Annotated in this window: 20 protein-coding genes and 1 pseudogene; 10 read left to right on the top strand and 11 right to left on the bottom strand. The window is 69.1% G+C overall.

All coding sequences use genetic code 11. The features are described from left to right. Positions 1–7 precede the first annotated feature (7 nt). Complete coding sequence (locus tag ACRAS8_RS00270; protein WP_438490299.1) at positions 8–1777, top strand: class I adenylate-forming enzyme family protein; 1770 nt, start codon at positions 8–10, stop codon at positions 1775–1777. Positions 1778–1895: 118 nt separating this feature from the next. Here the strand turns inward: ACRAS8_RS00270 and ACRAS8_RS00275 are convergent, their stop codons facing one another. Genes ACRAS8_RS00275 through ACRAS8_RS00290 form a run of 4 tightly spaced genes read right to left on the bottom strand, consistent with a single transcriptional unit; the run spans position 1896 to position 4841 of the window. Further along, on the bottom strand, positions 1896–2708 hold the full coding sequence (locus tag ACRAS8_RS00275) for a metal ABC transporter solute-binding protein, Zn/Mn family (protein ID WP_438483640.1): 813 nt from the start codon (positions 2706–2708) through the stop codon (positions 1896–1898). After that, positions 2666–3535, bottom strand: a complete 870-nt coding sequence (locus ACRAS8_RS00280; protein ID WP_438483643.1) for a metal ABC transporter permease — start codon at positions 3533–3535, stop codon at positions 2666–2668. The genes ACRAS8_RS00275 and ACRAS8_RS00280 overlap by 43 nt, the downstream gene beginning before the upstream one ends. Then, complete coding sequence (locus tag ACRAS8_RS00285; RefSeq protein WP_438483645.1) at positions 3532–4167, bottom strand: metal ABC transporter ATP-binding protein; 636 nt, start codon at positions 4165–4167, stop codon at positions 3532–3534. The genes ACRAS8_RS00280 and ACRAS8_RS00285 overlap by 4 nt, the downstream gene beginning before the upstream one ends. Next, on the bottom strand, positions 4167–4841 hold the full coding sequence (locus ACRAS8_RS00290) for a sigma-70 family RNA polymerase sigma factor (RefSeq protein ID WP_438483647.1): 675 nt from the start codon (positions 4839–4841) through the stop codon (positions 4167–4169). Before ACRAS8_RS00290 ends, ACRAS8_RS00285 begins: the two co-directional genes overlap by 1 nt. 85 nt (positions 4842–4926) lie before the next feature. On the opposite strand from ACRAS8_RS00290, the gene ACRAS8_RS00295 reads away from it, so the two are divergent. Continuing rightward, a complete protein-coding gene (locus ACRAS8_RS00295; protein WP_438483649.1) occupies positions 4927–5169 on the top strand; it encodes a zf-HC2 domain-containing protein in 243 nt (80 codons plus the stop codon). Positions 5170–5361: 192 nt separating this feature from the next. Here the strand turns inward: ACRAS8_RS00295 and ACRAS8_RS00300 are convergent, their stop codons facing one another. Further along, a complete protein-coding gene (locus ACRAS8_RS00300; protein WP_438483651.1) occupies positions 5362–6126 on the bottom strand; it encodes a hypothetical protein in 765 nt (254 codons plus the stop codon). A 331-nt stretch (positions 6127–6457) separates the two neighbouring features. On the opposite strand from ACRAS8_RS00300, the gene abc-f reads away from it, so the two are divergent. Beyond that, complete coding sequence (gene abc-f / locus ACRAS8_RS00305; RefSeq protein ID WP_438483653.1) at positions 6458–8104, top strand: ribosomal protection-like ABC-F family protein; 1647 nt, start codon at positions 6458–6460, stop codon at positions 8102–8104. 78 nt (positions 8105–8182) lie between these two features. On the opposite strand, the gene ACRAS8_RS00310 is transcribed toward abc-f, so the two are convergent. After that, positions 8183–8377, bottom strand: a complete 195-nt coding sequence (locus ACRAS8_RS00310; protein WP_438483655.1) for a hypothetical protein — start codon at positions 8375–8377, stop codon at positions 8183–8185. A gap of 1116 nt (positions 8378–9493) precedes the next feature. Between ACRAS8_RS00310 and ACRAS8_RS00315 the strand changes: the two genes are divergently transcribed. After that, on the top strand, positions 9494–10030 hold the full coding sequence (locus tag ACRAS8_RS00315; RefSeq protein ID WP_438483657.1) for a hemerythrin domain-containing protein: 537 nt from the start codon (positions 9494–9496) through the stop codon (positions 10028–10030). A 1234-nt stretch (positions 10031–11264) separates the two neighbouring features. On the opposite strand, the gene ACRAS8_RS00320 is transcribed toward ACRAS8_RS00315, so the two are convergent. Beyond that, complete coding sequence (locus ACRAS8_RS00320) at positions 11265–12428, bottom strand: FAD-dependent oxidoreductase (protein WP_438483659.1); 1164 nt, start codon at positions 12426–12428, stop codon at positions 11265–11267. Continuing rightward, positions 12425–12800: pseudogene (locus ACRAS8_RS00325) on the bottom strand (hypothetical protein); the annotation flags it as partial. The pseudogene ACRAS8_RS00325 and the gene ACRAS8_RS00320, both read right to left, overlap by 4 nt. A 123-nt stretch (positions 12801–12923) precedes the next feature. Between ACRAS8_RS00325 and ACRAS8_RS00330 the strand changes: the two are divergent. Beyond that, positions 12924–13424 carry an SRPBCC family protein gene (locus tag ACRAS8_RS00330; RefSeq protein ID WP_438483661.1) on the top strand — a complete coding sequence of 167 codons (501 nt, stop codon included), beginning with the start codon at positions 12924–12926 and terminating at the stop codon, positions 13422–13424. A 165-nt stretch (positions 13425–13589) separates the two neighbouring features. Here ACRAS8_RS00330 and ACRAS8_RS00335 read toward each other — a convergent pair whose 3' ends face one another. Further along, entirely contained in the window at positions 13590–15545 is a 1956-nt protein-coding gene (locus ACRAS8_RS00335; protein ID WP_438483663.1) for an FAD-dependent oxidoreductase, read from the bottom strand. A 373-nt stretch (positions 15546–15918) separates the two neighbouring features. Between ACRAS8_RS00335 and ACRAS8_RS00340 the strand changes: the two genes are divergently transcribed. Next, a complete protein-coding gene (locus ACRAS8_RS00340; RefSeq protein WP_438483665.1) occupies positions 15919–16599 on the top strand; it encodes an NAD(P)H-dependent oxidoreductase in 681 nt (226 codons plus the stop codon). A 104-nt stretch (positions 16600–16703) separates the two neighbouring features. After that, positions 16704–17531 carry an SDR family oxidoreductase gene (locus ACRAS8_RS00345; RefSeq protein ID WP_438483667.1) on the top strand — a complete coding sequence of 276 codons (828 nt, stop codon included), beginning with the start codon at positions 16704–16706 and terminating at the stop codon, positions 17529–17531. Positions 17532–17625: 94 nt separating this feature from the next. On the opposite strand, the gene ACRAS8_RS00350 is transcribed toward ACRAS8_RS00345, so the two are convergent. After that, complete coding sequence (locus tag ACRAS8_RS00350; RefSeq protein WP_438483669.1) at positions 17626–18918, bottom strand: glycosyltransferase; 1293 nt, start codon at positions 18916–18918, stop codon at positions 17626–17628. A gap of 47 nt (positions 18919–18965) precedes the next feature. After that, positions 18966–19847 (bottom strand): class I SAM-dependent methyltransferase, encoded by an 882-nt coding sequence (locus ACRAS8_RS00355; RefSeq protein WP_438483671.1) that lies wholly within the window; start codon positions 19845–19847, stop codon positions 18966–18968. Positions 19848–20602: 755 nt separating this feature from the next. On the opposite strand from ACRAS8_RS00355, the gene ACRAS8_RS00360 reads away from it, so the two are divergent. From ACRAS8_RS00360 to ACRAS8_RS00370, 3 genes are all read left to right on the top strand, one after another. Next, positions 20603–22762 (top strand): HAD-IIB family hydrolase, encoded by a 2160-nt coding sequence (locus ACRAS8_RS00360; protein ID WP_438483673.1) that lies wholly within the window; start codon positions 20603–20605, stop codon positions 22760–22762. 129 nt (positions 22763–22891) lie between these two features. After that, positions 22892–23404, top strand: coding sequence for a universal stress protein (locus tag ACRAS8_RS00365; RefSeq protein ID WP_438483675.1), 513 nt, complete (start codon positions 22892–22894; stop codon positions 23402–23404). Between the two features lie 102 nt (positions 23405–23506). Next, positions 23507–24670: a PP2C family protein-serine/threonine phosphatase gene (locus ACRAS8_RS00370; protein ID WP_438483677.1), complete on the top strand. Its 1164-nt coding sequence runs from the start codon at positions 23507–23509 to the stop codon at positions 24668–24670. Positions 24671–24684: the final 14 nt, after the last annotated feature.

Here is a 24684-nt window from a genome sequence, read left to right on the forward strand (position 1 = left end):
GACGACAATGACCGTGACCGACTCGACCGCCGCCCGCGGGGCGCCCGCCGCCTCGGAGCGGACCGAGGTGCGCGAACCGATCCGCGATCTGGTGCCGGCCGCGCTGCGCCGCTCCTGGGCGGCCGACGGCAGCTGCCCCGACCTCGATCTGTACGCGCTCTTCCGCGCCCGGCGCTGCGCCGACCCGCACCGCGGAGCCGTCATCGACCCACAGGGAGAGGTGAGTTACGCCGAACTGGACCGGCTGGCGCGATGTCTGGCCGCCGGCCTCGCCGCCGCCGGCGTGCGCTCCGGCGACATCGTCGGGGTCCAGCTGCCCAGCGGGCGCCGGGCCGTCGTCGCCGATCTCGCCCTGGCGGCCCTCGGTGCGGTCGTCCTGCCCTTTCCGGTCGGTCGCGGCAGATGCGAGGCGGCCTCGCTGCTCGGCCGCTCCGGTGCGGTCGCCGTCATCGCCGCCACCGAGCACCGGGGCAGCCGCCACGCCGAGGACCTGGTCACGCTCTCCGCCGAACTCCCGGCGCTTCACACGGTGTTCGCGGCCGGCCCCGGACAGCCCCCGCCCGGCGCCGCCTCCTTCGACGAGCTGCTGGAGGCCGATGGCGCCACCTTCACGCCCGCTCGCCCGGATCCCGACGCGGCCGTGCGCATCCTGGTTTCCTCCGGCTCCGAGGCCGAACCCAAGATGGTGGCCTACTCGCACAACGCGCTGGCCGGCGGGCGCGGCAACGTCATGGCGTCCCTGCTGGACAGCGGCCAACCGCCGCGCAATCTCTACCTGGTGCCGCTGGCCTCGGCATTCGGCAGCAGCGGCACCGCCGTCACCCTCGCCCGCCACGGCGGCACCCTGATCCTCCTCGACCGCTTCGACGCCGGCACCGCCCTCACCGCGATCGCCCGGCATCGCCCCACGCACCTCTTCGCCGTACCGACCATGATCCGTATGCTCCTCGATCGCCTCCACCGCACACCGACCGACACCTCCTCCCTCACCGCGATGGTGCTGGGAGGCGCTCCGCTCGACGCGGGAACCGCGGCCGAGGCCCGGCGCGCCTTCGGCTGCGCGGTGGTGAACCTCTACGGGTCGGCCGACGGCGTGAACTGCCATACGGGGCTCGCCGGGCGAACGGAGCCCGACGACCGGCCCGGCATCGCGGCCGGACGCCCCGATCCCCGGGTGGCCGACATCCTGATCGCCGACCTGGACGCCCCGCACGGCGAGGTCGTACCGGCGCCGCCGGGTGTCACGGGTGAGATCGTCGCCCGTGGCCCGATGACCCCGCTGTCGTACGTGGGCTCCCCCGAGCTCGACGCCCGCTACCGGACCCCCGGCGGCTGGGTCCGTACCGGCGACCTCGGCATACTGGACGAGAGCGGCACGCTGCGCCTCATGGGGCGCCTGAAGGACATCGTGATCCGGGGTGGCGTCAACATCAGTCCCAACGAGGTGGAACAGCATCTCCTGACGCACCCTCAGGTTCGGGAGGTGGTCTGCGTGGGCGTACCGGACCAGCTGATGGGTGAACGGCTCGGCGCCTGCGTGGTGCCGAAACAGGGCCAGGCACCACCGGTCCCGGAACCGCCGTCGCCGGAAATGGCATTGAAGGAGCTGACGTTGAAGGAGCTGTGCCAGCACCTCGACGAGCGCGGCCTGGAGCGCCGTAAGCACCCCGAGGCGCTGCTGCTCCTGAACGAGCTGCCGCTGACCCCGGCGGGCAAACCGGACCGGGCGGCGCTGCGTGAACGGCTGACCGAGACCGGTGGCGCCAACGCGGAGTAGGCGCACACCCACTGGACCGGACAGGCAGGCGAGAGGGCCGCGGCGAAGATCCGCGGCCCTCCACAACCCCATCGCCCTACCGACCTGACGACCTGTCGACCACGCCCCCGACCCTCTCTCAGGACGTCGACAGCCCTCTCTCGATCGCCGACGCAGCCTCGCGATACACCTTCAACAAATCCAGGTCCTTGCCCGGGTAGTTGGCGATCTCCACCTGCCTGGCGCCGGAGTCCGGCAGGACGGTGCCGGTGGACATATGGACGTTGTCCAGTATCAGCGACGGCTTCTTCGCCGACAGCTCGGACACCTGGCCGGGGCTCACCGGGTCCGGCCCGTACGTACCGACCAGGTTGGCACCCGCGAGCTGCGCGGCCCAGGTGGAGAACGTCTGGGCCACCACCGCAGGACGGCGACCGCCCGGCCACGCCTTCTTCACCTCGGCGGACAGCTTTCCGTACTCGGTTCGGAACGACTTCGTCCAGGCCGCGGCCGCCTTCTCGGTGCCGAACTTCCTTCCGAGCGAGGCCACTTGGGCGGTGGCCTTGTCGGCGGTGTTGTCGAGGTTCACCTCGACGAGTTCGGCCTTCGACCCCGCGGCCTCCTTGATCTTCCCCGCGAAGGGTTCGAACGAGGCGTAGAGCACGTAGTCGGCGCCGGCGACCGCGGCGAGGTCGGAGGGCTTGGGCTCGTAGTCAGGGGCGTGCTGCGCGGTCGACGGCACGATGACCTTGACGTCCTGCGCACCGGCGGCGTGCGCGAAGGCCGCCTCCCAGGTGGTGGTGGCCACGACCACCGGCCCGCCGTTCTTCTTGCCGTCGGCCCCGGCGTGCGCGGAGTCGTCGGTGCTGCCGCCGCCGGAGCAGGCGGTGAGCAGGGACAGTCCCGCCGTCAGTGCGACGGCGGAGAGGAAGGAGACGCGGACGTGTGCCATGAGCGGTTCCTCCGTTCGGGGACGAGGTGGGCGACCAGGGCGGTCGCCCCGGCCACGAGGACGAGAATCGGTCCGGGCGGCAGGTCCAGGACCAGGGCCAGCACGAAGCCGACGAGGTTGACGGCCGTGCCGATGCCGATCGCCCAGCCGACGATCGAGCCCAGGGAACGGCCCAGGCGGCGGGCGGCCAGCGCGGGCAGCAGGGTGAGGGCGTCCACCAGCAGTGCGCCGGTGAGCCGGATAGCGCCGGCCACCGCCACCGCGACGAGCACCAGCAGGATCAGGGTCAGCCGCTGCGCCGGTACCCCGGCACAGACAGCGAGTTCGCGGTCGTGCAGCAGCAGCGCCACCTGGCGCCGCCGCCACCAGAACAGCCCGGGGACGACCGCCGCGAGGACGGCGAGGACGGCCACGTCCCCGTCGCCCACCGACAGGATCGATCCCCACAGCAGCGCGAAGGCCCCGGCGGCGTTGACGCCCGAGACCGCCAGGACGAGCAGCGCCGCGGCGATGGCCAGGCTCATCAGCAGCCCCATCGCTCCTGACAGGCCGTCGGGTGTACGGGCCAGTGGGCTGATCCCGGCGCCGGCCAGGGCGCAGGTGACGATGGCGCAGACCGCCGGGTCGAGCCCGGTCAGCATCCCGATCGCGATCCCCAGCAGCGCCACATGCATCATCGCGAAGCGAACCGGCATGATGTCCAGCCCCACGATCACCACACCCACCACCGGCAGCCCGATTGCCGCCAGCAGCAGCGCGAGCCCCGCGCGCTGCACCGGCACCAGGCTCAGCAGATCGCCGAGGTGCGCGAACCCGATACCGTTCACCGGACCTCCCGGAGCCGCCCGGCGGCCATCTCCAGGACCCGGTCGCACCGCTGTGCCAGCCCCCGGTCATGGGTCACCACGATCAGCGTCACCGGCAGGCCGGTGAGCACCTCGGCCGCCTCCGACTGCCCGTCGAAGTCCAGCGCGGCCGTGGGCTCGTCGGCCAGCAGCACTCCCGCGCCGGCCGCCACACACCCGACCGCCCTGGCCAGATGGACCCGTTGGAGCTGGCCGCCGGAGAGCGTGTGCAGAGGCCGGTCGGCGAGTTCACCGACGCCCAGCCGCCCTGCTGCCTCCGCCGCCTCCCGCGCCGCCCCGCTGCTGGCCAGCAACTCCCGTACCAGCAGCGGGAAGTGGCCGACGGCCGGACGTTGCGGGATCCAGGCACAGGCCCGCCGCCGCCACGCCCACTCGGCCGCCGTCCCGGCCGGCCTGCCGCCCACCGCGATCCGGCCGTCGACATGGCGATGCAGCCCCAGTACCGCACGCAGCAACGTCGTCTTGCCGGACCCGTTGGTTCCGGTCAGCGCCACCCGCTCACCGGCGGCGATGTCGAGATCCACCTCGCGCACCACCTCCTGCCGGCCGTGACGGCAGCAGACCTCGGCCATGCGTACTCCGAGCCCGTCCATCACACCCTCCTCCCCGCACTCATCGCGTGCCGCGTCCCGGGGGCGTACGCCCCGGCCATGGAGAGCTGTCGGACGCCGAACGCCTTCGGTTCCCGGCCTTTTTCGCCGCGGCCCGCGCGGGTCCGTTCCGCGGGAGCCTCGGCGGCCCGCAACAGGGTGATCAGCTGGTCCCGCGCCCGGGCGACGCGCGAGCGCACCGTGCCCACCGGGCAGCCGACCACCTGCGCCGCCTCCGCATACGGCAGGCCCACCACCTGCGTGAGTACGAACGCCTCCCGCCGGTCGTCCGGGATGCCGGCGAGCAGTTCGTCGAGCGCCACCCGCTCCTCGAAACCCGGCAGGCCATGCGGCTGACAGTGCTCCGCGCTCGCCTCCCAGTCCGCCACATCCGCCTTCTTCGGCCGGGCGGAGGCGGCCCGATACCGGTCCACCACCACCCGACGGGCGATCGAGAGCAGCCACGTACGGGCCGAGGAACGCCCGGCGAAACGCGACAGGCTGCCCAGCGCACGCAGAAACGTCTCCTGCGCGAGGTCGTCCGCCGACTGCGGATCGGTCAGATGGGCAACGAACCGCCACACGTCCCGCTGCGTGGCCCGGACGAACGCCTCCACTGCCGCCGAGTCGCCGGCACGGGCTGCCAACGCCAGGGCGGTCACCTGCTCATCGTCCATCGCACGCCCCCGGCCCCGCCCCCGGCTCCGGGAAAACGACGGCACATATACCCACGGGGGGCTTCGTAGGAGCGACAATGGAGCCATGATCTGCGCCCCCCACCGCGCCGCCCTCTCCGCCCGCCTCGACGGCGAACTCGACTGCGACGCCCCTGAGTCGGAGGCCCTCGACCGGCATCTCGCCCGGTGCGCGGCCTGCCGCCGCTGGGCCGCCGATGCCGAACGGCTGCGCACCATGAGCGATACGACACCCGGCCCCGCCACCGATTGGACGGACCGGTTGCTGAAGTCGCTGACGGCCCACCGGGACGGCCCGGCCGGCAACTGAGTTCCTCGGCTCGGGCAGGAAGCGACACGGAAATCGAAACGGGGCCCTCAGCCGGCGAACCACGGCGCGATCAAGCGCACGCGTACGCCAAGAATGTATGCGTGTCATTCGGGGTTCGGTCCTCGTCATACGGCCGCACCGGTGCCCAACGCACCAGGGCACGGCAGATGGACGACCGCCGCCCGATGACAGTCACCACCGCAGGGGTGCCGGACCGGGACAAGCGGCCGCAAGGCAGCAAAGATCCCGCCGCGCGCCCTCGACCACAGAGATCACGGGCAGCCGCGACGGACACTCAGCAACAGCCACGTAGACCGACCCCGGCGGCGGCCCACGCCGCGACACCACATGACACAGCAACGCCGCCCGCAACCGGTCGACGGGAAGCTCCGCCCGTGCCAGGGCCCACACGCTCGTCCGCTGTACGGGACGGACGCAGCAGACGATCAGCAGCCTGAACGACCCGACGGCTCGTACGGCCAACATGCCCAGGCAGCGCAACAGACGGAAGAAGGCGCTCTCCCCCCACCACAGCCACAACCCGCACACCACGGCGGCCAGCCCGTGCGCAACAACCATCCCGAGAGAACCGTGCCCGCAATGCGCCGTGGAGGGCACATTCACGGACATGTGCATGGACGTGTTCATCGACGCGTTCATGGACGTGTGCATGGACGTGTGCATGGACGTGGCCTCGTCGGACCCTCGTTGCGCCCACGCAAAGAGATGGTGCAACAACACCTGTGCACCCAGCAGCCCGCCCACGATCGCCACCGGACCACGCTGCCGACCGGCTGCCCCCCACGCACCCGCCCCCGTCACCAGGAACGCGGCGGCCAGCGCCCACCACGCGACGTCGGAACCGGACATCAGCGCATGGCCGGCCGCGGACAGCACGACGCACACCGCGGCGAACAGCGCGGCGCGCACCCCTCTCGACAGCGATGCTGCGGGCATGACCCCGCCATGCTGCCACCCACGCGGTCCGGTCGGAGTACCACGGAAGATATATCCGACCGGACGGAAGCCTTCCGCCCGTCACAAGCCGACCGATGCAACCATGCGCCGCTTAGGCGCTCGGCCGGCCGGAGAGCACGGCGCCCGCGATGTCGGCCGCGGCCATCGCGCTGACCCGCCGTACCCGTCAGGGCATTCGAGAAGCAGAGACGAGACGAATCGTTCTGTTATGGTGAGGGCATGACTTTCTTCTACTTCCTCTGAGTCCGGGCACGGCCAACACCGCCGTTTCTGCTGCCCGTAGACACTTCGCACTCTCAGGGAAAGTCACATGCGCGAACGCGCCCATACCGCTGTGCCCGCTGCCGTGGCGCAGCTGTCCGTCAAGCACGTCACCAAGTCCTACGGCACCCGGACCGTCCTCGACCAGGTCTCCTTCACCGTCCGCCCGGGCGAGAAGGCCGCCGTCATCGGTGAGAACGGTTCCGGCAAGTCCACCCTGCTGCGGTTGCTCGCCGCGGCCGAGTCGCCGGACGCCGGGGAGATCACCGTCAGCTTTCCAGGCGGCTCCGGCCATCTCGCCCAGACCCTCGGCCTCGGCCCGGACCGCACCGTGCAGGACGCCGTCGACCGCGCCCTGAGCGAACTGCGCGACATGGAACGCCGGATCCGTGCGGTGGAGCAGCGCCTGGGCGAGGCGTCCCCGGACGAACTCACCGCGTACGGCGAGCTGCTGACGGTTTATCAGGACCGTGGTGGATACGAGGCGGACGCCCGGGTCGACGCCGCCATGCACGGGCTCGGCCTGTCCGGGATCACTCGCGACCGCGTACTCGGATCACTCTCCGGCGGTGAGCAGTCGCGGCTCGCACTCGCCTGTGTCCTGGCCGCCGCCCCCGAGCTGCTGCTGCTCGACGAACCGACGAACCACCTCGACGCATCGGCCGTGCGCTGGCTCGAGGAGCACCTGCGTGCGCACCGTGGCACCGTCGTCGCAGTCACCCACGACCGCGGCTTCCTCGAACGGATCGCCACCGCGATCCTTGAGGTCGACCGGGATGCGCGCACGGTGCGTCGGTACGGTGACGGATGGGCCGGCTACCGCACCGCCAAGGCCGCTGCCCGGCGCCGCGCGGAACAGGCATACACGGACTGGCTTCAGGAGGTTGCCCGTAGCGAGGAGTTGCTCCAGGCCGCTGGGAAGCGACTGGCCATCACCGGCAAGGACCCGCGCCAGGGCTTCGGCAAGCACCGCCGGTCGCACGAGGCGAAGCTCGGCGGTCAGGTGCGGGCCGTCCGGGAACGACTGGCCCATCTGCAGCGCAATCCGGTGGCGCCGCCGCCGGAACCGCTGCGGTTCACGGCCACACTGTCAGCAGCAGGCGGCGAGCATCCCGTCGACCGCCCGCTCGCCGAGCTCGACGGCGTTGCGGTCGGTCGGCGCTTGTGCCTGGACGGGCCTCTGGCAATCAGGCACGGGCAGCGGCTCCTGGTCACGGGCGAGAACGGCGCCGGCAAGACAACCCTGCTGCGCGTCCTGGCGGGCGACCTGGAACCGGATGCGGGTACGGTACGCCGCGCTGCCAGGATCGGATACCTGCCGCAGGAACTGCCCACGCGCTGCACACACCTGCCGCTGCTCTCGGCGTTCGCCGCCGGCCGGCCCGGGTTGCCTGAGGAGCACGCCGAACAACTGCTGACACTGGGCCTGTTCCGCGAGGAGGACCTACATGTCCCGGTCGCGTCCCTCTCCACGGGGCAGCAACGGCGACTGCAGATCGCGCACCTGATAACCCGGCCCGCGGACCTGCTCGTACTGGACGAGCCGACCAACCACATCGCGCTCGACCTGGTCGAAGAGCTGGAGGCCGCGCTCGCGGCGTACCCAGGGGCGGTCGTCGCGGTCTCGCATGATCGTGGCTTCCGTCAACGGTTCCCAGGAAAGCGGCTGAAACTGCTCAGCGGCCGCAGACACTGACCAACAACCGTCGTTCACGCGGGGCGGGGCAGTCCACTGCCCCGCCCCGCGGTTGTTCACGCCCTCACGGGGACGCGGCTAGACGAGATCGTTGGCTGCGCCGGCGGCATCGATCACGAGATTGTCGACGTTCGCCGTCGGGAAGCCCAGCTTCGTGATGACCCTCTTGACCGGACTGGCGGCTTCCTCGGCGCTGGCTTGAGGGGCCACGAGTCCGACGAGCGCAACAGCTCCGATAACGACGGAGACGGCTCGGCGAGTGCTACGGGACATGGCGTTCCTCCTACGACAGGTAACGTAACGGGGTGCTGGGTACGCCGCCGCGTCTGGCCCGCAGCGACATGTCTGCAAGAGCGAATCCACCCGGTGGATGCGATGAACCGACCACTCTCTGGTCCGCGGTTGACAATACGGGCAGACCTGGTCAGTAGCCCACCGGACACGCCTAGGGAGGGCTTCCCAAGTGCGGCCGCGACCAGCCTGCCCCAGGCAACTCAGGCACGGAAGACGCGCTCGCCTCAGCCCTGGCCAGCCGGAGGTCCCTATCTATCCCCGTACGGATTCCCGAAGTTGAGCGTGAAGGTGAAGGTGGATCGACTGGCGCGCCCCGACCCACTGCCACCGGACATCGACCATCGGCCACCGCAACCCAAGCCGGAACGGCGACACCTCGCCCCCGGTGCAGCTATAGGCTAATTCGCCGAAATTATCGTGCAGCCAACTGGCACGCGTCTCGACTCAGCACCCGCGCGGACGAGGCTCGACTTCCAAGTGCCAGCGGTGCCCGGGGCCCTTGACCATCAGTGCGTCGAACCCCCATGGACGCAACACCGAAGCGCAGCACCCCAGTTGCTCATGTTCCTCGTAGCGGGCTCCGCTCCCCCGCGGGCCGGCCCACTCCACGCGCACCCCTCCCTCCCCTCTGCCCCCTCCCTCCCCACCATCGGCCGCCAGGCTCGTCCGGTAACCCGTTCTGGTCACCGCACCGGACCGATCGACGGCAGCCGGGACGATCCTGCCCGCCTCCAGCAGGAGACTGACGACACGCAGCGGCTGGCGGCGCTCCCACTCGGCGGGTAGTGCCGCAGGCTCGGACACACCGACGTTGGCCAGACGGCGGATTTGCCGCAGTCCCTCCACAGCGGCTTCCAACTGCTCCGCCCGCTCCTCGTTCTCCCACCATTCGGGAGGCTCCACCCCCGTACAGACCTGAAAGCCCCCGACACCACCCTCACGAACTGCCATGGACACCCGACTCCCATCGTGCGGCCCAGCCTCAGCGGCCGTGCTTGCCGTCGCGCCTTCCACGTGGTCAGATAATGCCAGCATCGCGTGCCGGTGACGGACTACGTCAGGCATGGAGGTGCGAAACCGAAGGAACCGCCATCCATGGCCTCCCACGACGGCGACCGCACAGTCGCCTTGAGCCGACAACTCGCACAGGCACATCAAGAACTCCTCCGCCAGCTCGACGAGATCAGAAACAGTCTCGGACACCGCCGGTTGAAGGACGACACACTTCTCACCCACTGCCTGGCCTTCTGTGCTTCATTGACCACGCACCACAAGGGTGAGGACGACGGAATGTTCTCCCAGTTGCTGCGGGCGCGCCCGGATCTCACCACAACGATTGCGAAACTGGTCGAGGATCACGAAGTGATCGCCTCGATCTTGTCCCAGGTGGGCGAACTCGCCGAGAAAGCCACCGGGTTGCAAGGCACGGCATTGCAATCGATCGGACGTGAGCTCGACGGTTTGGCGGCCATCATGGAATCCCACTTCAGTTACGAAGAACGAGCAATCAGCAAAGCGCTCGACGACAGAGCGCCGGACACCGACTGGCCTGGCATGGTGTTCGGGTTCGGCGTCCCAGGTCCGCAGGCGCACAGACACCGAGGCCCAGACCGTGCCCACCGCGAACGCTGAACCGCGGGTGCAGTGAGGCTTTCCACGGGCCCCGTGCCGCCGGTCACAGGCATGTCGGGCCATCAGCGATGATGCCATGCACAGTCTGCCCAGGCGCTGCTCCGGGCCCCCACCTGCCACGGCGGTCAGGACGGCTCGAGGGCGGCCAACCAAGCAGCGGCGATCGCCCACCCGGCCTAAGGTGGAGGCACCTTACGGTGACGTCGTTGTCGTCGAATCGTTGGCACGACATGAAAAATACGCGTCGTACACTCTTCGGTCTCGCGCTTGTGACTGTGCTTCTCGGCTCCATGCCGGTGTCGGCCGTGGCCACGTCCAGAGACGGCACCCCGATTCAACCGCATGTCAAGATGCCCTTGAGCGGCCTCCTCACTGAGAACGGCACTCCGGTCAACTGGAGCATCCTCGGAATTCCTCTCTGATACGCCGCGCACACCACAGCCCCTCCTTTGAGGCCCATCGATCACCACCGGTGGGCCTCTTGTGCCCTGTCCGGCTTCCAGGGGCGGGCCCAAAACCTGACAGTCATGCCGAGCACCGGGTCCGCTCGTGGTGAGGCGAGGCCCCCGCCAACGCCACCGCAGGCTCAGTCTGTGGGAGGTTCCACGGCCACCGGGCCCGGGGCGTTGGGCAGTGGTGTTCGTGGTTCACGCACTCCAGCCGAGCCACCCTCATCGTTGCCCTCGTCGGTGATGTCGTCCGGGCTGAGCTCGGGGCGTGAGCGACCGGGACCGTACTTCAACCGGCGGGATATCTTCCGACGCTTGGCCACACATTCCTCCTCAACAGGGCCGATTTATCGGCGACTTGACCTTCGCCGGCTGGCTGATTCACTCACTCGCCATTCGATGGACTCAGGGCTCACTCACTGTTCGGCAACTGTGGGACGCTTCGGGGGCGTTGGCTGGTTCCCGTTGTTGGTCGGGGGCGTCGTTTGTTGGCCGGAGGGCCAACGCTCTGCGCTGATCAGCGCGCAGGCGTGGCGGGTGACGTCGACGGTGTCGGTGACGTCGCTGATGTCCGTACGCACCGTGGCAGGTGCCGGATATCCGCCCGGATTGGAGCAGCTGACCGCGGAATCAATGCGAGCCCGGCCCCGGCAGCGCGCCACCGCCTCTTCGACCTCTCGCCGTTCACCGCGGCGTTCACTGTGGCGGGGCACGCCCGTCATGTCCGTGCCTGTGACGGCCGACGCCGCGACGGGACTCCCGATCGGTATGCAGTTCGCCGCCGGCTACCGGCTCGCAGGCACTTGAGCGACGACCTGCTGGCCCTGCTCATGCCCGGTGAGCAGGGTGATCAGGCTGTGGGGCGCGTTGTCGACGAAGGAGGGCTCGTAGAAGAGGGCGCCCTCGGTGGCGGCCGCGGCGCTGCGGGGGAACATGGCCTGCTCGTATGCGGTGAGCGCGGCCTCGACGTCGTCGGGGTGCGCGGCGAGGGCCTTGCCGAGTTCGGCGCCGTCGTACATGGCGAGGTTGGCGCCTTCGCCGTTCGGTGCCGAGAGATGGGCGGCGTCACCGATCAGGGTCGCTCCCCGCACCCGATCCCACCGGTGCCCGATCGGCAGGGCGTTGAGGGGCCGCAGGACCGGTGCGGTGTCGCCGTCGGTGATCAGCGCGGTGAGTTCCGGCGCCCAGCCGTCGAACTCCGCCGCGATCCGCGCGGTCGCGGCGGCGGGATCGGTGAAGCCGATCCCGGCGAACCACTCCTGCGGCCGGAAGAGCGACACATAGGTGTGGAGGGTCCCGCCGCTCTCCCGGTGCGCCTGGATCGCCTTCCCCGGCGCGGGCGCGAACAGCGACCCACCGCCGACCGCGCGGGCGCTGGCAGGGTGGCGGATATCGCTGTCGTAGAGGTAGGTCTCGACGAACGACGCGCCGACGTACTCGGGTGCCGCGCCGGAGAGCAGCGGACGGACCCGTGACCACGCGCCGTCCGCGCCGACCAGCAGACTGGTGACGGCGGTGGTGCCGTCGGCGAAGGCCACCTCGTGCCGGCCCTCGCCGAGGGCACGGACGCCGGCGGCCTTGTGCCCCCACCGGACGGTGCCGGCCGGGAGCGAGTCGAGCAGGATCCCTCGGAGCTCGCCGCGCTGCACCTCGGGGCGTCCGCCCGTGCCGTCGTCGGCGATGTCGAGCAGCACGGTCCCGTCCCGGTCGAGCACCCGGTACTGCTGGCGGCCCTCCAGGACGAGGCCGCGGAACTCGTCGATCAATCCGGCCGCTTGCAGGGCCGGTTGGCCGGTGTCGTCATGGATGTCGAGCATCCCGCCCTGCCTGCGCGCCGTCGGGGAGAGTTCCGCCTCGTAGACGGTGGCCGGGATTCCGTGGACGTGCAGGACGCGGGCGAGCGTGAGGCCGCCGAGTCCGGCGCCGATGATCGTGACGTCAGTGGTCATGGTGATTCCTTGCGTGTCGCGTGCCTGCCGGTGGGCACTCGGCAGGATCTCCGGAACGGTGCCAGGCCCCTCCGACAAGCCGCCGACACAGGACCGACAGACCGCCGATCAACACGGCGAGAGCGAAGGATCTGACTCATCAGGTGCGCCCCGAAGACCACGAATCCGATCCCGATGAGCCAGCCAGGACTGCACGACGAGCACGGCGCCCACGGCACCGTAGGTGATCGCGTTGGTGACGATGAGCGGGGAGAAGATCTGGTAGGAGAACCAGCGCAGGCCGGTCAGGCCCAGTATGGTCGCCACCGCCCCAGGCAGCAGCACCTGCCAGCCGACACCGACACGCTCGCCGAGCAGGAAGTGCTGCCCCCACAGGCGGACATCCATCGGGGAATCCGCCCCGGAGGTTCGAGCCCGGCATCGGCTGCTGCGAAACCTTGACGGGTGTCTCCCCCGCTGATGTCATCGCCGAGTACGTCAGCCGAGGAGACACCGATGCGCATACCCCGCTTCCCCGAGCCCGCCGCGGTCGGATCCGTAACGGTCCGCGCCACTCCGGCCGAGGCATATGCGGTCGTCAGCGATCCGATCGCCATGGTGCGCTTCACCGAGGAGGCGTATCGCGTCCACTGTCTGGACGGCGCCACGGGAGCCGCGGTGGGCGCGCGCTTCCAGGGCTGGAACCGCAACGGCCGGCGCCGCTGGACCACCCAGTGCCGCGTCACCGACGCAACCCCCTCCCTGCGCTTCGCCTACGAGGTCACGGCGACACCGCTCGCCCTCCCCATCGCACGCTGGCAGTACGACATCGCGCCCGCCGAGGAGGGCTGCGTCGTCACCGAGACCAACTGGATGCGCGTGCCCTTGTGGTTCATCCCCGCCGCCATCCTCATCACCGGTGTGCGCGATCGGATGGGCGCCAACGGCTCCCACATCAGCACCACACTCGACCGCCTCAAGGCACATCTGGAGGAGGCGTCGGCTCTGCCCTCGTGAGGTTTGCCGGCGTCTGCCGTGCCGGCAATGGCAACTGGAACGGCCAACCTCTCTACGATTACACAGTCGTTGAGCAGACGAAGAGGTCGGCTGGCCCGGTGTCCTGGTGCGTGGGGCGCCGGAGCGAGGTTTATCACCATGTCCCGCGCCCCGCTCCCTTCCCCGTCAGCCGGTGTGGACCTTCAGTGCCGTCCGGACGGCGGACTCAAGCGCGCCTTCGATCCAGGCAGGCTTGATGGAGGTGTGGTCCCCCGCGAAGTGCAGCGCGCCCTCGGATGTGGGGACGTCGGGGAACAGTTCCGTGTGCTGACCGGGGAAGAGCACGGAAGCCTCACCGTAGGCGTAGTGGTCGCGCATCCACGACTGGGTCTTGCACTTGTTGGTGAAGAAGACCTCGCATCGGCGACCGAAGACCTCCTGCACCCCGGCGAGCGCCCGTAGATACCGCTCGTCGTCGGCGAAGGCGTCCCACTTGAGGGCGTCGTCCGACCAGCTGTAGGAGGCGAGCATGATGCCTCCGTCGCTGCCCGCCATGGGCTGCGCGTGCTCGAAGTACATGAAGCGGTTGGTGTTGTCACTGACGTTGCCGCCACCGCGGAGACGAGCGGCGTCCGGTTCGCTGCTCATGTCGGGCCGGAAGGCGGTGAAGCACTTCTTGACGTGGTCGGGGATCGTCACCCCCAGCGCCTTTACGGACTTGTGCGCACCGAGGTACTTGCCGGAGTCGACCTTGCCCGTCTTGTATCTGTCGTAGAGCTTGTCCTCGATGGAGTTCAGCGCCGTTTCCCACTGTGCCTCGGTGAATTCCCACCAGCGCTGGGAGAATTCCAACAGCACCTTGGTGGCGGCGTCGTAATGCAGTTCCGTGATGGCCCGGCGTTTGCCGTAGCCGAGTGGCGGGTTGAAGGCGACATGGCGCAGTCCGGAGAAGGGGACGGTGATGATCGCCTCGTCGCCCTCGAAGACCTCCGTGACACCGACACCGCTCTGGCCGGTCCGGCAGTCCTCGGAAACGGTGTGCACCTTGACTTTGCCGGCGTGGTGTTCGATGCGTACGGCGCGCCGGTTGAGTTTCACCTTTCCCTGCACAGGCTTGTAGAGGGCATCGGTGAGCAGTGCGGTGCCGCCCTTGATCTCCCAGAACTTGGTCTTGGGGTCGATCAGCGCACTGGACAGGAAGCTGTGGGTGAAGGAGAGGTGCAGTCGCGAGGTCACGTTCTGGATGGTGCCGACGAGGTCGATGGTCCGGGTGTCGAGTTCGCCGACTTCGGTGAGGTACCGGTACATGGACCAGTGGCCGTACCGTTTGAGGATCTCCACCCACCCGTCGACCAGCGCTGTGCCTTTCTTGCCCCGGATGAGCCGCATGGCGGGTTCGAGGGCGTCGGCGAGGATGGCGGATGCGGTCTTTGTGCGGTTGGGGCCCGTGACGCCGAAGGTGGCGTTGATCTTTCCAGGGTCCTTCTCGTAGTCGGCCCGGCGCATATGGACGCCGTTGACGTGGATCCAGGCACGGTTGGCCCGCTTCGTCGGGCTCTCGACGTCGACATCCACCAGGTAGAACTCCTGCAGCGGGAGTTCGAGCTTCTTGAGCAGTGCCATGAGGAGGGGATGACTGTCGGGCAGCCGCATGGCACCGGCTTCGGCGTACTGCCTGGGGTCGGCGAAGGGCTGCTCCCCGTTCTCGTGGCCGCCCTTGCGGAACGTCTTGATACGGCCGCCGACGCGGTTGCCGTTGGCCTCGATGACGACGACGTCGTGGCCCGCACGGTGGAGCAGGTTGGCGGCGAGCAGGCCGGCCGGGCCGGCTCCGACGATGAGGACCCGCTTGGTTGCCTTGGCCCGACTGGTGGGCAGACCGTGTTCGACGGCCTTCAGGTACGTCGGGACGAGGGGTTTGTCATGCTCGTCGTAGACGGCGATGGCGCGGGCGACGGTGGTGTACGCCGCGGGATCGGTGCCGGGCGGTACTGCGGTCGGCGCCGTCGCGGGTGCGGTGGCGGGGCTCAGTGCGATGGCGGGCGTGCCGGAGGCGGCGGTCAGACCGGCGGCGAGCACCGAGGCACCGGTCGCCGCGACCACGGCGCGTCGCGAGGGCTGGGCGTCGTGCGGCTGGGGCACAGGCTGCGAGGCGGATGAAGCATCTGAGGCGCGGCGCTCGTCGCTCGACGTGCCTGGCTTCTTCGGGTGGGGATTCGGGTGGGGAACGGCCACGTTCGGTGTACTCCTGTCGTGTGAATTGATCGCTCATCACATTTGGCGTACGCACGACGCGGAGCCAGTGCCTTCACCCGGACGGGAACGCTAAACCACTCTCCCGGTTACATGAGGCCACTTCTCTTCAACGCCCTTTACACGAGGGGTCGTTGACAGCCACCCCGGCACTCGACTTCGACGGCCACGAAGCGCAGCCGACGCAGTCGACGTGGCCGGCACGAGCAATCGACCCCGACCACCCCATTGACACATCGCAATACGTCGATACGATCTCCTCATGTCGACCTTCGATGCTGCTCCCACCGCCCTGATCGTTCACGCTCACCCCGAGCCCCAGTCGTTCAGCACCGCCCAGATGACCGCCGCGGCCCAGACCCTGCGTGACGCCGGGTACCGGGTCGACGTCCTCGACCTCTACTCCGACGCCTGGGCCCCAGTCCTCGGCCGCGATGAATTCGCGCCGGTGGAAGGCCACTTCAAGCCGCAGGCCGAGCAGATGCGCGCAGTGAAGGACGGGACGCTCGACGCCACAGTCAAGGACCATCTCGATCGGTTGCTCGCCGCCGATCTGCTGGTGCTCTCGTTCCCGTTGTGGTGGTTCTCGCTGCCGGCCATCCTCAAGGGATGGGTGGACCGGGTATTCGTGATGGGTGGGGTCTTCGGCGGGGACTACGGGCTCTTCGACGACGCCGCCCTCGCCGGGAAGCGAGCGATGCTCCTGATAACGACCGGCGGGGCCGGCACGTCGTTCCAGTCGGGTGGCACCCTGGGCGCGATCGACGACTTTCTCTTCCATATCCACCGCGGCATGCTGGAGTTCGTCGGCTACCGGACCCTCGACCCCGTGATCACCTACGGACCGGCCCACATGACCGACCAGGAAAGGGCAGTTGCGCTGGAAACCGTCAGGGAATCCGTCGCCCTCGCCGCGGCGAATCCGCAACCCGCCGTTGGATGAATCCGAGGTCTCCGAGGCGACGGTCGGGCTACCCGCCTCACCTGCCGACCGCCGCACGGACGACGAGGCCCGATCCGGTTGGGCACGGGTTAACCTCATCGGTCATGAACATCCTGATCGTAGGCGGCAGTGGCTTCCTGGGCCGCGAGTTGGCCCAGCAGGCACAGACGGCCGGGCACACCGTGACGGCGACTTTCGCAACCCGCGCCGGCGGCATCGCCGGGATCCGCCGGCTGCCCATGGACCTCCGTGACAGTGCGGAGATCGCACCGGTGCTCAGGGAGTCCGGGCCGGACGTGGTCATCAACGCGGCGTATCGCAAAGCCGACTGGGCGACGACGGCCGACGGCGCGATCCGCCTGGCCATGGCCGCCACTGAGTACGGAGCACGACTGATGCATGTATCCAGTGACGCCGTCTTCTCCGGTGCCGACGTCCGCTACGACGAATCGGCGATGCCCGATCCGGTCACCCCGTACGGGGCCGCGAAGGCCGCGGCCGAAACGGCGATCCGCCTGGTCGCCCCGGCCGCCGTCATCGCTCGTACCTCGCTGATCATCGGTGACGGCGGCTCCGTACACGAGACACTCGTCCACGATCTGGCCACGGGGCGCCGCGAGGGCATGCTGTTCACCGATGACATCCGGTGCCCCGTCCATGTCACCGACCTCGCGCAGGCCGTCCTCGAACTGGCCGCCTCCGAGCACGCCGGCGTGTGCCACCTTGCCGGATCGGATGCGATCAGCCGTCATGAGCTCGGTGCCCTGATCGCCGAACGCGACGCATTGGACGCCTCGCGGCTGGTTGCCGGCCGCCGCGCCGGCACCGGTTCCCCGGGAGCGTTGGACGTCCGCTTGGACAGCACTCGGACGCAAGGCACCTTGCGCACCACACTGCGCGGCGCACGCGACTTCCTACGCCGCGAGCGTTGACGCGACATCGCCTTCGTACCAGCACTCGGCCACTCGGCCGCCATTCGCGTTCGCTGAAGGGCTGAGCTGCCGCTACGTATCGCCGGACCGGCCGTCAGGAGGACTCCACCACGCTCTCCAGGACCTCGACGGCCTTCCCCACCCCATCTCGGGCGAGAGTGCGGAGTCCGAACTGTTCGGCTTTTTCTGTCAGTTGGAGGTCACTGACTGCTCGGCAGAGTGCGGCGGCCAGACGATCCGCCGTGAGATCGTTCTGCGGCAGAGGCGCTGGCGCGAGGCCGAGGGCATGCATACGTCGTGCCCAGAACGGCTGGTCGAAGGTGAACGGGCACACGACTTGCGCGCGGCCCGATCGCAGGGCCGACGCCGTGGTTCCGGCGCCGCCGTGGTGAACGATGGCGGCCATGTGGGGAAAGAGACGGTCGTGCGGTACCTCGTCGGCGAAGAAGACATCGTCGGAGCCCCGGCACCGCTCCCGTTCAGAGGCCATTTCCCCACCCCAGTCGGCAGCAATCACAGCCCGGACCCCGGATTTGCGCACCGCCGCGAGGACGGCCCCGCTTCTCGCGGCAGAACGGCTCACGACCATACTGCCGAATCCGATGTACACGGGCCGATCACCCGCCTCCAGAAACGAGCGAAGGTCCGCAGGCATGCGCCACTCGCCTGTGTTCGGCAGATGCCAAAAACCCGTGGTGTGCGTGGTCGGAGGGTACCGAGGTGCACCGGGCAATACATCGGGGTCGAATGCCTGCAATACGGTGGCCGGCCCTCCATCGGGGCAGGACAGAATGCCGGGGCCACGCGCCCTAATCGACAATCCCAGCGATTCGCGCCGCAATCGCGTCACCGACGAGCCGTACAGGAAACGGACCAGCCACTCGGCGTAGGCATAGGAAGCCCCGCTCAGCGAGGCGGGCAGGCTCACGGGTACCAATGGATTGACGAAGTCGGGCGTGGGCACCCAACCAGGCTGCAAACACACCGGCACAGCAGGCACCTTGAGCCACTCGGCGAGGTGATGCGCCTGCACCCAGGGCGCGAAGACCACGACGTCGGGACGAGGCAGTCCTTTGACCTTGGCAGTCAGGTCTTCCAGCAGCTTCACGTAGTACGGCCGGTTTCTTCTGAACCAGCGCATGCCCCGTACCGCGCCGCGAAGCCCGCGGCAATCCTCGTTGGCTCTCAGGACTACAGGATCGGCAAGGAGCTCAAGGGGCCCGTCCACCACCGGAACGTAGGGCACTCCTGCCGAGCGAGCCAATTCCCGGAAGGCGTTCGGGCCCATCAGTGTCGCGTCGTGTCCGACCGCCATCAGGCGGCAGGCCAGGGCCACATACGGCTGGACATCACCGCGCGTGCCATGGGACACCAGCAAGACCTTCATCGCAGCGATCCTCCCAGTTACCGGCCGCTCGGCAATGTCCCGTCACATCAACCGGCTTCAGCCGGCAGAATCCACCTCGAAGAATCCATATTCGCGAATTGCGCCACCGCAGAAACCAGTACCAGAGCGTTACGGACCCCAAGGTGACTCAGGAGGGGAGCTACCGCGCCATGGTAGAGACCCCGCCCTACGGACGGCAGGAGCTGACGGACCGAGGTAATCGCGGGATGCGCGGTGACCAGCCGCGGAAGCTCACTCCGGTTGATCGCCCACGGCATGGGTGGTGCCGGATATCCTCGTGCCGTGCGGACGGCGCCGGTAAAGGTATGGGCGCTGAACCAGCGTGGCACGGTGTCGAAGACGAGCGCGCCCCCGGGAAAAGCTTCGGCGCAGCCTGCGAGCAGGTCACGTACTTGGCGGGGCCGCAGGTACATCAGCAGCCCCTGGGCGGTGATGAGCACTCCTCGCGAACGGTCGACCTCGTCACGCCAGGACAGGTCGAGTGCGGAACACGCGAGGGTGCGTCGGCGATCGCTGTCCGGGAACAAAGAGCGACGCAGTGCGGCGATTTCGGGGAGTTCGACGCCGAGCCACTGGGCATGGCCGTTGTCACAGCGCCAGAACTGCGTTTCCAGCCCTTCGGCCAGTTGAACGACGGTGCCGTGGGGATGGGCGGCGAGGAAGTCTCTCACTACTTCGTCGAACATGCTGACGCGCAATGCATGGCCTTGGGCGATGAGGCTGTTGGGACGCCCGAAGCGCCGCTCGAAGGGGAAGTCGAGCGTGTCGACCAGTTCCACTGCTTTGGGGTCGTGGAGTACCGGTCGGGGGCGGCTCGCTTCCCACGCACGCTGATACAGGTTCCACATCAGCGTTTCCGGGACACCGCTGAGGGTGACGGCGTGCGTAGTACCGAGGTCACGGCCCATCGCGTTATTCCTCCCTCGGCCCAGCCGTCCCGCAGTGGTTTGAGCAGCTCAGGATGGGGCGTCCGTGGAAACCGCGTGGAGCAACTCGCCGATGTTCAACACCTGCCAAGGCCCTCAACGTATTCCTTCCAAAGGAGAGAGACCGTGAAGAACACGCGGTTACAAGCGCCCTGGTGGGCTTCCTCGCCGAGTGTGCCGACCCTGAGGCGAGCAACACTGAAGCACTTCGGATCGGTTTCGGATCGGGTGGCGAACTGGACATCCGGCGTTGCCAATAGCGCTGCTTCCTCTTGACCTGCGCAGGGACTCCAAGAGCTCCAAGGGCTCCCCTCCCTCCAGATGAAGCGCAGCGCTGCCCAGCTCGCTTCAGGGAAATTTTCACCTCACACAGCAATAGGACTGTCGGTCACCGTCCCGCTACCGCCGCCTGCTGGAGGCCGGGCTGCTCGGCAGGCAGCCGGCCGGTACGGACTCGACGACGCGGTGGAGCAGTACGCTGCCTGTGCCTGGCGAGACCTTCAGCCTGAGGCGTCGATGCCGCCCGACCCAGGCACTGTGGAGTTCACGTCTGGTCGGCAAGCTCACTCTCGCCGGCCTGGATCCCAGGCAGCGCAGCTACGGCCCCTGTTCAGCCTTCCCCCTCGCCATGGCTCCGGATGCGGGCTGGTCTGTCGCCCCCGCGCTCCGCCCTGGCATCCTGATGGCGAGGCCCGACGGCCGTACCGACAACGACACACCGACGACGAAAGGGTCCCATGGCCGACGAAACGAGCCAGGCCGACGCCGGTGTGCGGTCGGCGGGTACGCAGATCAAGATCTTGGTGACCGACCTGGACGGCACCCTGCTCGGCGGTGACGAGGACGGGCGGAGACGGTTACGCCAGGCACTGGACCGCCACCCGGAAATCACCGTCGTCTTCGCAACCGGACGCGGCCTGCCCTCCGTCCAGGCGCTCCTGGACCGTGATCGCCTCGTCCCGTCGCCCCGGTGGATCATCTCGGACGTCGGGGCGAGCGTCGTCGACGCCACCGACATGAGCCACGTCGACGTCCTGGAAACCCAACTCCGGGCGGGCTGGCCTGGCCACGACCACGTCCGCACGGTCCTCTCCCGCCACTTCCCCCGGCTCAGATACCAGGAGGGAGTGGCACAGGACGGCCGCTGCTCCTTCTTCCTGTCCCCGCACCACCTCACCGAGCGCCTCAAGGCGGCCGTCGACGACCTGGGGTGTTCGTGGTCGTACTCCGACGGTCGCTTCTTCGATGTCCTCCCACCCCAGGCAGGCAAGGGTCCGGCCGTCCAGCAACTCGCCCGCAAACTCCAATGGCCCGCCTCCGGGATCCTCGTGGCCGGTGACTCGCTCAACGACCTGTCGATGTTCCGCCTCGGCACCCACGGAGTGATCGTCGGTAACGCCGAACCGGGCCTGTCCGCCCAAGCGCCCACGACCGCCCGCGTCCACCGAACCGTCCGACACGGAGCCGCCGGGGTCCTCGCCGCCCTGGAACGCCTGGGGTGGTTACGGACCCCCTCACCGGTGGTCATCGCCTACCACCGCCCACCCGCGCAGTGGTCCCGCGGCCAGTGGCATCGCCCCTTGAGCCCCAACGGAATCCTGCCGGCCCTGACCTCCGCCCTCACCGACGAAAGCGCCCCCGCATCCGCCGCGGTCTGGGCCGCCGCCCTCGTCCACGACAGCCCGGCCGGTGTCCCCGAGCCTCCCGCCAACCTCCCCATGGCGCTACTCCCCGTACCATCCCAACGGTGGGCACGGTACTTCCACGGTGCCTGCAAGGAGACCCTGTGGCCTGCGCTGATGTCCCAGCCGCAGCTGATCCGGCACACGACGCCTCAGTGGGCCGCCTACGAGGCGTTCAACCAGGACTTCGCCCACCACATCGGGGCGCACGCGGAACACGGCGGGACAGTCTGGTTGCACGACTACAACCTCTGGCTGGTCCCCGGCATCCTCCGGTCCCAACGGCCCGACCTGCGCATCGGCCTGTTCCACCACACTCCCTTCCCCGACCCCGACACCTTCCGACGGCTCCCCGTGGCCGGACAACTGCGCGCTTCCCTCGGCCAGTTGGACTGGGTCGGCTTCCACACAGCCGCCTCCGCGCGCAACTTCCAGGATCTTCTCTCCGGCGGTTCCGACCACTCCGGCGACTGCGACCGCCTGCCGTGCATCGGCGTCCATCCCCTGGGAATCGACCGCCAGGCCGTCGCCGCCATAGCCCGCTCCCGCCGGCCCCACCGACCCACTCCCGGCGGCGACACCATGCTCGTGCTCTCCGTCGAACGCCTCGACTACGCCAAGGCTCCCGTCCAGAAGATCCGCGCCCTGTCCACACTCCTTGAACAGTGCCCCGGGTTACGTGGGCGGCTCCGCTTCCGCCTGATCTGCCCACCACCCGAACCAGGCATCCACGCCTACGACACCACCCGCGCAGCCCTCGAAGATGCCATCAGCACACTCAACAACCGCTGGGGGACGGAAGACTGGTTACCCGTTGACTACCGCCCCCAGTCCCTGCCCTTCCCCGAAGTCGTCGGCCACTACCTGGCAGCCGACGTGTTCTGGGTGACGTCTCTCGCCGACGGCATGAACCTCACCGCCCAGGAATACATCGCCGCCAAGTCCGCCACCGGTAGCCCAGGCACCCTCGTTCTGTCCAGTCAGGCAGGAGCTGCCGAACACTTCGGCACGGCCGCACTCCTGACCGACCCGCGCAGTCCACAGAACCTGGTCGACACCCTCCGCCAGGCGCTTGACATGACCCCGGCCCAACGACAGACACACATCGCACGTCTCGCCGCCCTCCTCACCACCCCGTCCCCCGCCGACTGGGCCCGGACCATCATCGCCACCATACGGCGAGCAGGCGGCCCACAGCCGGGAGCGTCCGGATAGCGGCTCCCGCCCTGGCACGCCGATGCTGTCCGAGCCCCCGGCTTCCGGTCGACCCTGCTGTCGTCCGCTGCATCGGCTATCCGGCTGATGCTGCCGGGCCCCGCGGCCTCCTAGTGTCGAAATTCCCCGATGACGATGCCGAGCCGGAAGAAGACGATGAAGAAGAAGGAGTGCAGTGCTGTGTCGACAGTGGTCAAGCGCGTGGTGGTCGGCGTGGACGGCTCGCCCGGCAGCATTGCCGCGCTTCGGCAGGGTGCCCAGGAAGCCGCACGTCACAAGGCGCTGCTGTGTCCGATACATGCCTGGGCACCCCCGGGCGGCGAGGCGGTGGACGCCATTTATCCGGCGCCGGCGGACGTGCGCGCGCACTGGGAACGTGACGCCGACGGCCGACTGGCACGGGCCTGCCAGGAGGCGTTCGGAACCGTTGGAAACGGGGCACGCATGCGCCCCAGGACCGTCCGCGCACCCGCCGGAATGGCCCTGGTGGCGTACGCCTCCCAGGACACCGATGTGCTGGTGGTGGGTGACAACAGGCACGGCCCCGTGCACCAGCTGCTGCACGGCTCGGTCAGTCGCTACTGCCTTCGGCACGCGCACTGCCCGGTGCTTGTGGTGCACTCCACCGACGACGAGACGTGAGCCGCCGTGAGGCCGGCCCTGTCCCCTCGGGCGATGGCTCCCGCTGACGGAACGCGCGTGAACGGGGAGCGAGGCGATTCACCTGCCGGTCCCGAGGGTGCGATGGACGACACGATCAGCCGGCCGCAACGCCGGCACCTCGGCGGCGGCCTGTCCACCGGCGGCGGGCTTGCACGCCGGGCGCCCGCGGACGGCGTGGTGCTGTCGCGCCAGGCATGGGCGCCCTTCCTGCCCTGGGCACTGTTGGTGGTGCTGGTGGCCGTCGACGTGGCGCTCCCTGACTGGGTGATCATCGCTCCCGCGCTGGCGGCGGTGCCCGCACTGGCCGCGGCGGTGGGACGTCGGGTGTGGTACCCGGTGGAGCTTGGCGTGGTCACCGCCGCCGCCAGCTTCATCGGCGCCTCCCGCAGCGGCGGGGTCCTCGTCGTCGGCCATCTGGCCACGCTGGATGCGATCGCGCTGACCACGGTCATCGGCTGCGCCACCGCGTGGGCGCGGGCGCGCCAGGAGCGGGAACTGTCCCAAGTCCGCGTCACCGCCGAGGTGGCCCAGCAGGTCCTGCTGCGTCCGCCGCCCCAACAGCTGGGACCGGCGCGGATCGCGGTGGACTACTCGGCCGCGGCGGCCTGCGCCCGCATCGGCGGCGACCTGTACGACGTGGCACTGACCCGGTGGGGTGTCCGGGCGCTGATCGGTGATGTGCGCGGCAAGGGCCTGTCGGCGGTGTCCACCGCCTCCGTGGTGCTGGGCGCCTTCCGTGAGGCGGCCTACGACGAGCGCTGCCCGTCGGCGCTCGTCCGCCGTATCGCCTTCTCGCTGGATCGCAGCCTTTCGCCATGCACGGAGGAGTTCGTCACTCTGGCTGTGCTGTGCCTGCCGTCCTCGCCGAGCGGCCGGTCCGCAGACCTTCAGGTGGTCAACTGCGGGCACCCGGCTCCCCTGCTGCTCCGTGCGGGCCAGTCACCGGAGGCGTTGGATCCTCCGGAGCCGGTGCCACCGCTGGGCGTGCTGTTGCCCGAGGACGTGCGTCCACCGGTGCTGCACCATCCGGTACGGCCCGGCGACACGGTGCTGCTCTACACCGACGGCATCACCGAGGCCCGCGACGCCGCCAGGCAGTTCTACGGGCTGCGGCAACGCCTGGCCACGCTGCAGAGGGGCGACCCGGACCAGCTGCCGGCCCGGCTCCACGCGGATGTCCGGGCGCATACGGGAGGCTCGCTCGACGATGATGCCGCGGCACTGTTGCTGCGCTACGAGCCATGAGGTAGCCGGTTGTG

Origin of the sequence: Streptomyces sp. S186 (assembly GCF_051603415.1) — a bacterium.
Taxonomy (GTDB): Bacteria; Actinomycetota; Actinomycetes; order Streptomycetales; family Streptomycetaceae; genus Streptomyces.

Bases quoted from the DNA above. Each gene is read 5' to 3' on its own strand.
- ACRAS8_RS00270 (WP_438490299.1), top strand. From the start codon at position 8: ATGACCGTGACCGACTCGACCGCCGCCCGCGGGGCGCCCGCCGCCTCG.
- ACRAS8_RS00275 (WP_438483640.1), bottom strand. From the start codon at position 2,708: ATGGCACACGTCCGCGTCTCCTTCCTCTCCGCCGTCGCACTGACGGCG.
- ACRAS8_RS00285 (WP_438483645.1), bottom strand. From the start codon at position 4,167: ATGGACGGGCTCGGAGTACGCATGGCCGAGGTCTGCTGCCGTCACGGC.
- ACRAS8_RS00290 (WP_438483647.1), bottom strand. From the start codon at position 4,841: ATGGACGATGAGCAGGTGACCGCCCTGGCGTTGGCAGCCCGTGCCGGC.
- ACRAS8_RS00295 (WP_438483649.1), top strand. From the start codon at position 4,927: ATGATCTGCGCCCCCCACCGCGCCGCCCTCTCCGCCCGCCTCGACGGC.
- ACRAS8_RS00300 (WP_438483651.1), bottom strand. From the start codon at position 6,126: ATGCCCGCAGCATCGCTGTCGAGAGGGGTGCGCGCCGCGCTGTTCGCC.
- abc-f (WP_438483653.1), top strand. From the start codon at position 6,458: ATGCGCGAACGCGCCCATACCGCTGTGCCCGCTGCCGTGGCGCAGCTG.
- ACRAS8_RS00310 (WP_438483655.1), bottom strand. From the start codon at position 8,377: ATGTCCCGTAGCACTCGCCGAGCCGTCTCCGTCGTTATCGGAGCTGTT.
- ACRAS8_RS00315 (WP_438483657.1), top strand. From the start codon at position 9,494: ATGGCCTCCCACGACGGCGACCGCACAGTCGCCTTGAGCCGACAACTC.
- ACRAS8_RS00320 (WP_438483659.1), bottom strand. From the start codon at position 12,428: ATGACCACTGACGTCACGATCATCGGCGCCGGACTCGGCGGCCTCACG.
- ACRAS8_RS00330 (WP_438483661.1), top strand. From the start codon at position 12,924: ATGCGCATACCCCGCTTCCCCGAGCCCGCCGCGGTCGGATCCGTAACG.
- ACRAS8_RS00340 (WP_438483665.1), top strand. From the start codon at position 15,919: ATGTCGACCTTCGATGCTGCTCCCACCGCCCTGATCGTTCACGCTCAC.
- ACRAS8_RS00345 (WP_438483667.1), top strand. From the start codon at position 16,704: ATGAACATCCTGATCGTAGGCGGCAGTGGCTTCCTGGGCCGCGAGTTG.
- ACRAS8_RS00350 (WP_438483669.1), bottom strand. From the start codon at position 18,918: ATGAAGGTCTTGCTGGTGTCCCATGGCACGCGCGGTGATGTCCAGCCG.
- ACRAS8_RS00355 (WP_438483671.1), bottom strand. From the start codon at position 19,847: ATGGGCCGTGACCTCGGTACTACGCACGCCGTCACCCTCAGCGGTGTC.
- ACRAS8_RS00360 (WP_438483673.1), top strand. From the start codon at position 20,603: ATGGCCGACGAAACGAGCCAGGCCGACGCCGGTGTGCGGTCGGCGGGT.
- ACRAS8_RS00365 (WP_438483675.1), top strand. From the start codon at position 22,892: ATGACGATGCCGAGCCGGAAGAAGACGATGAAGAAGAAGGAGTGCAGT.
- ACRAS8_RS00370 (WP_438483677.1), top strand. From the start codon at position 23,507: ATGGACGACACGATCAGCCGGCCGCAACGCCGGCACCTCGGCGGCGGC.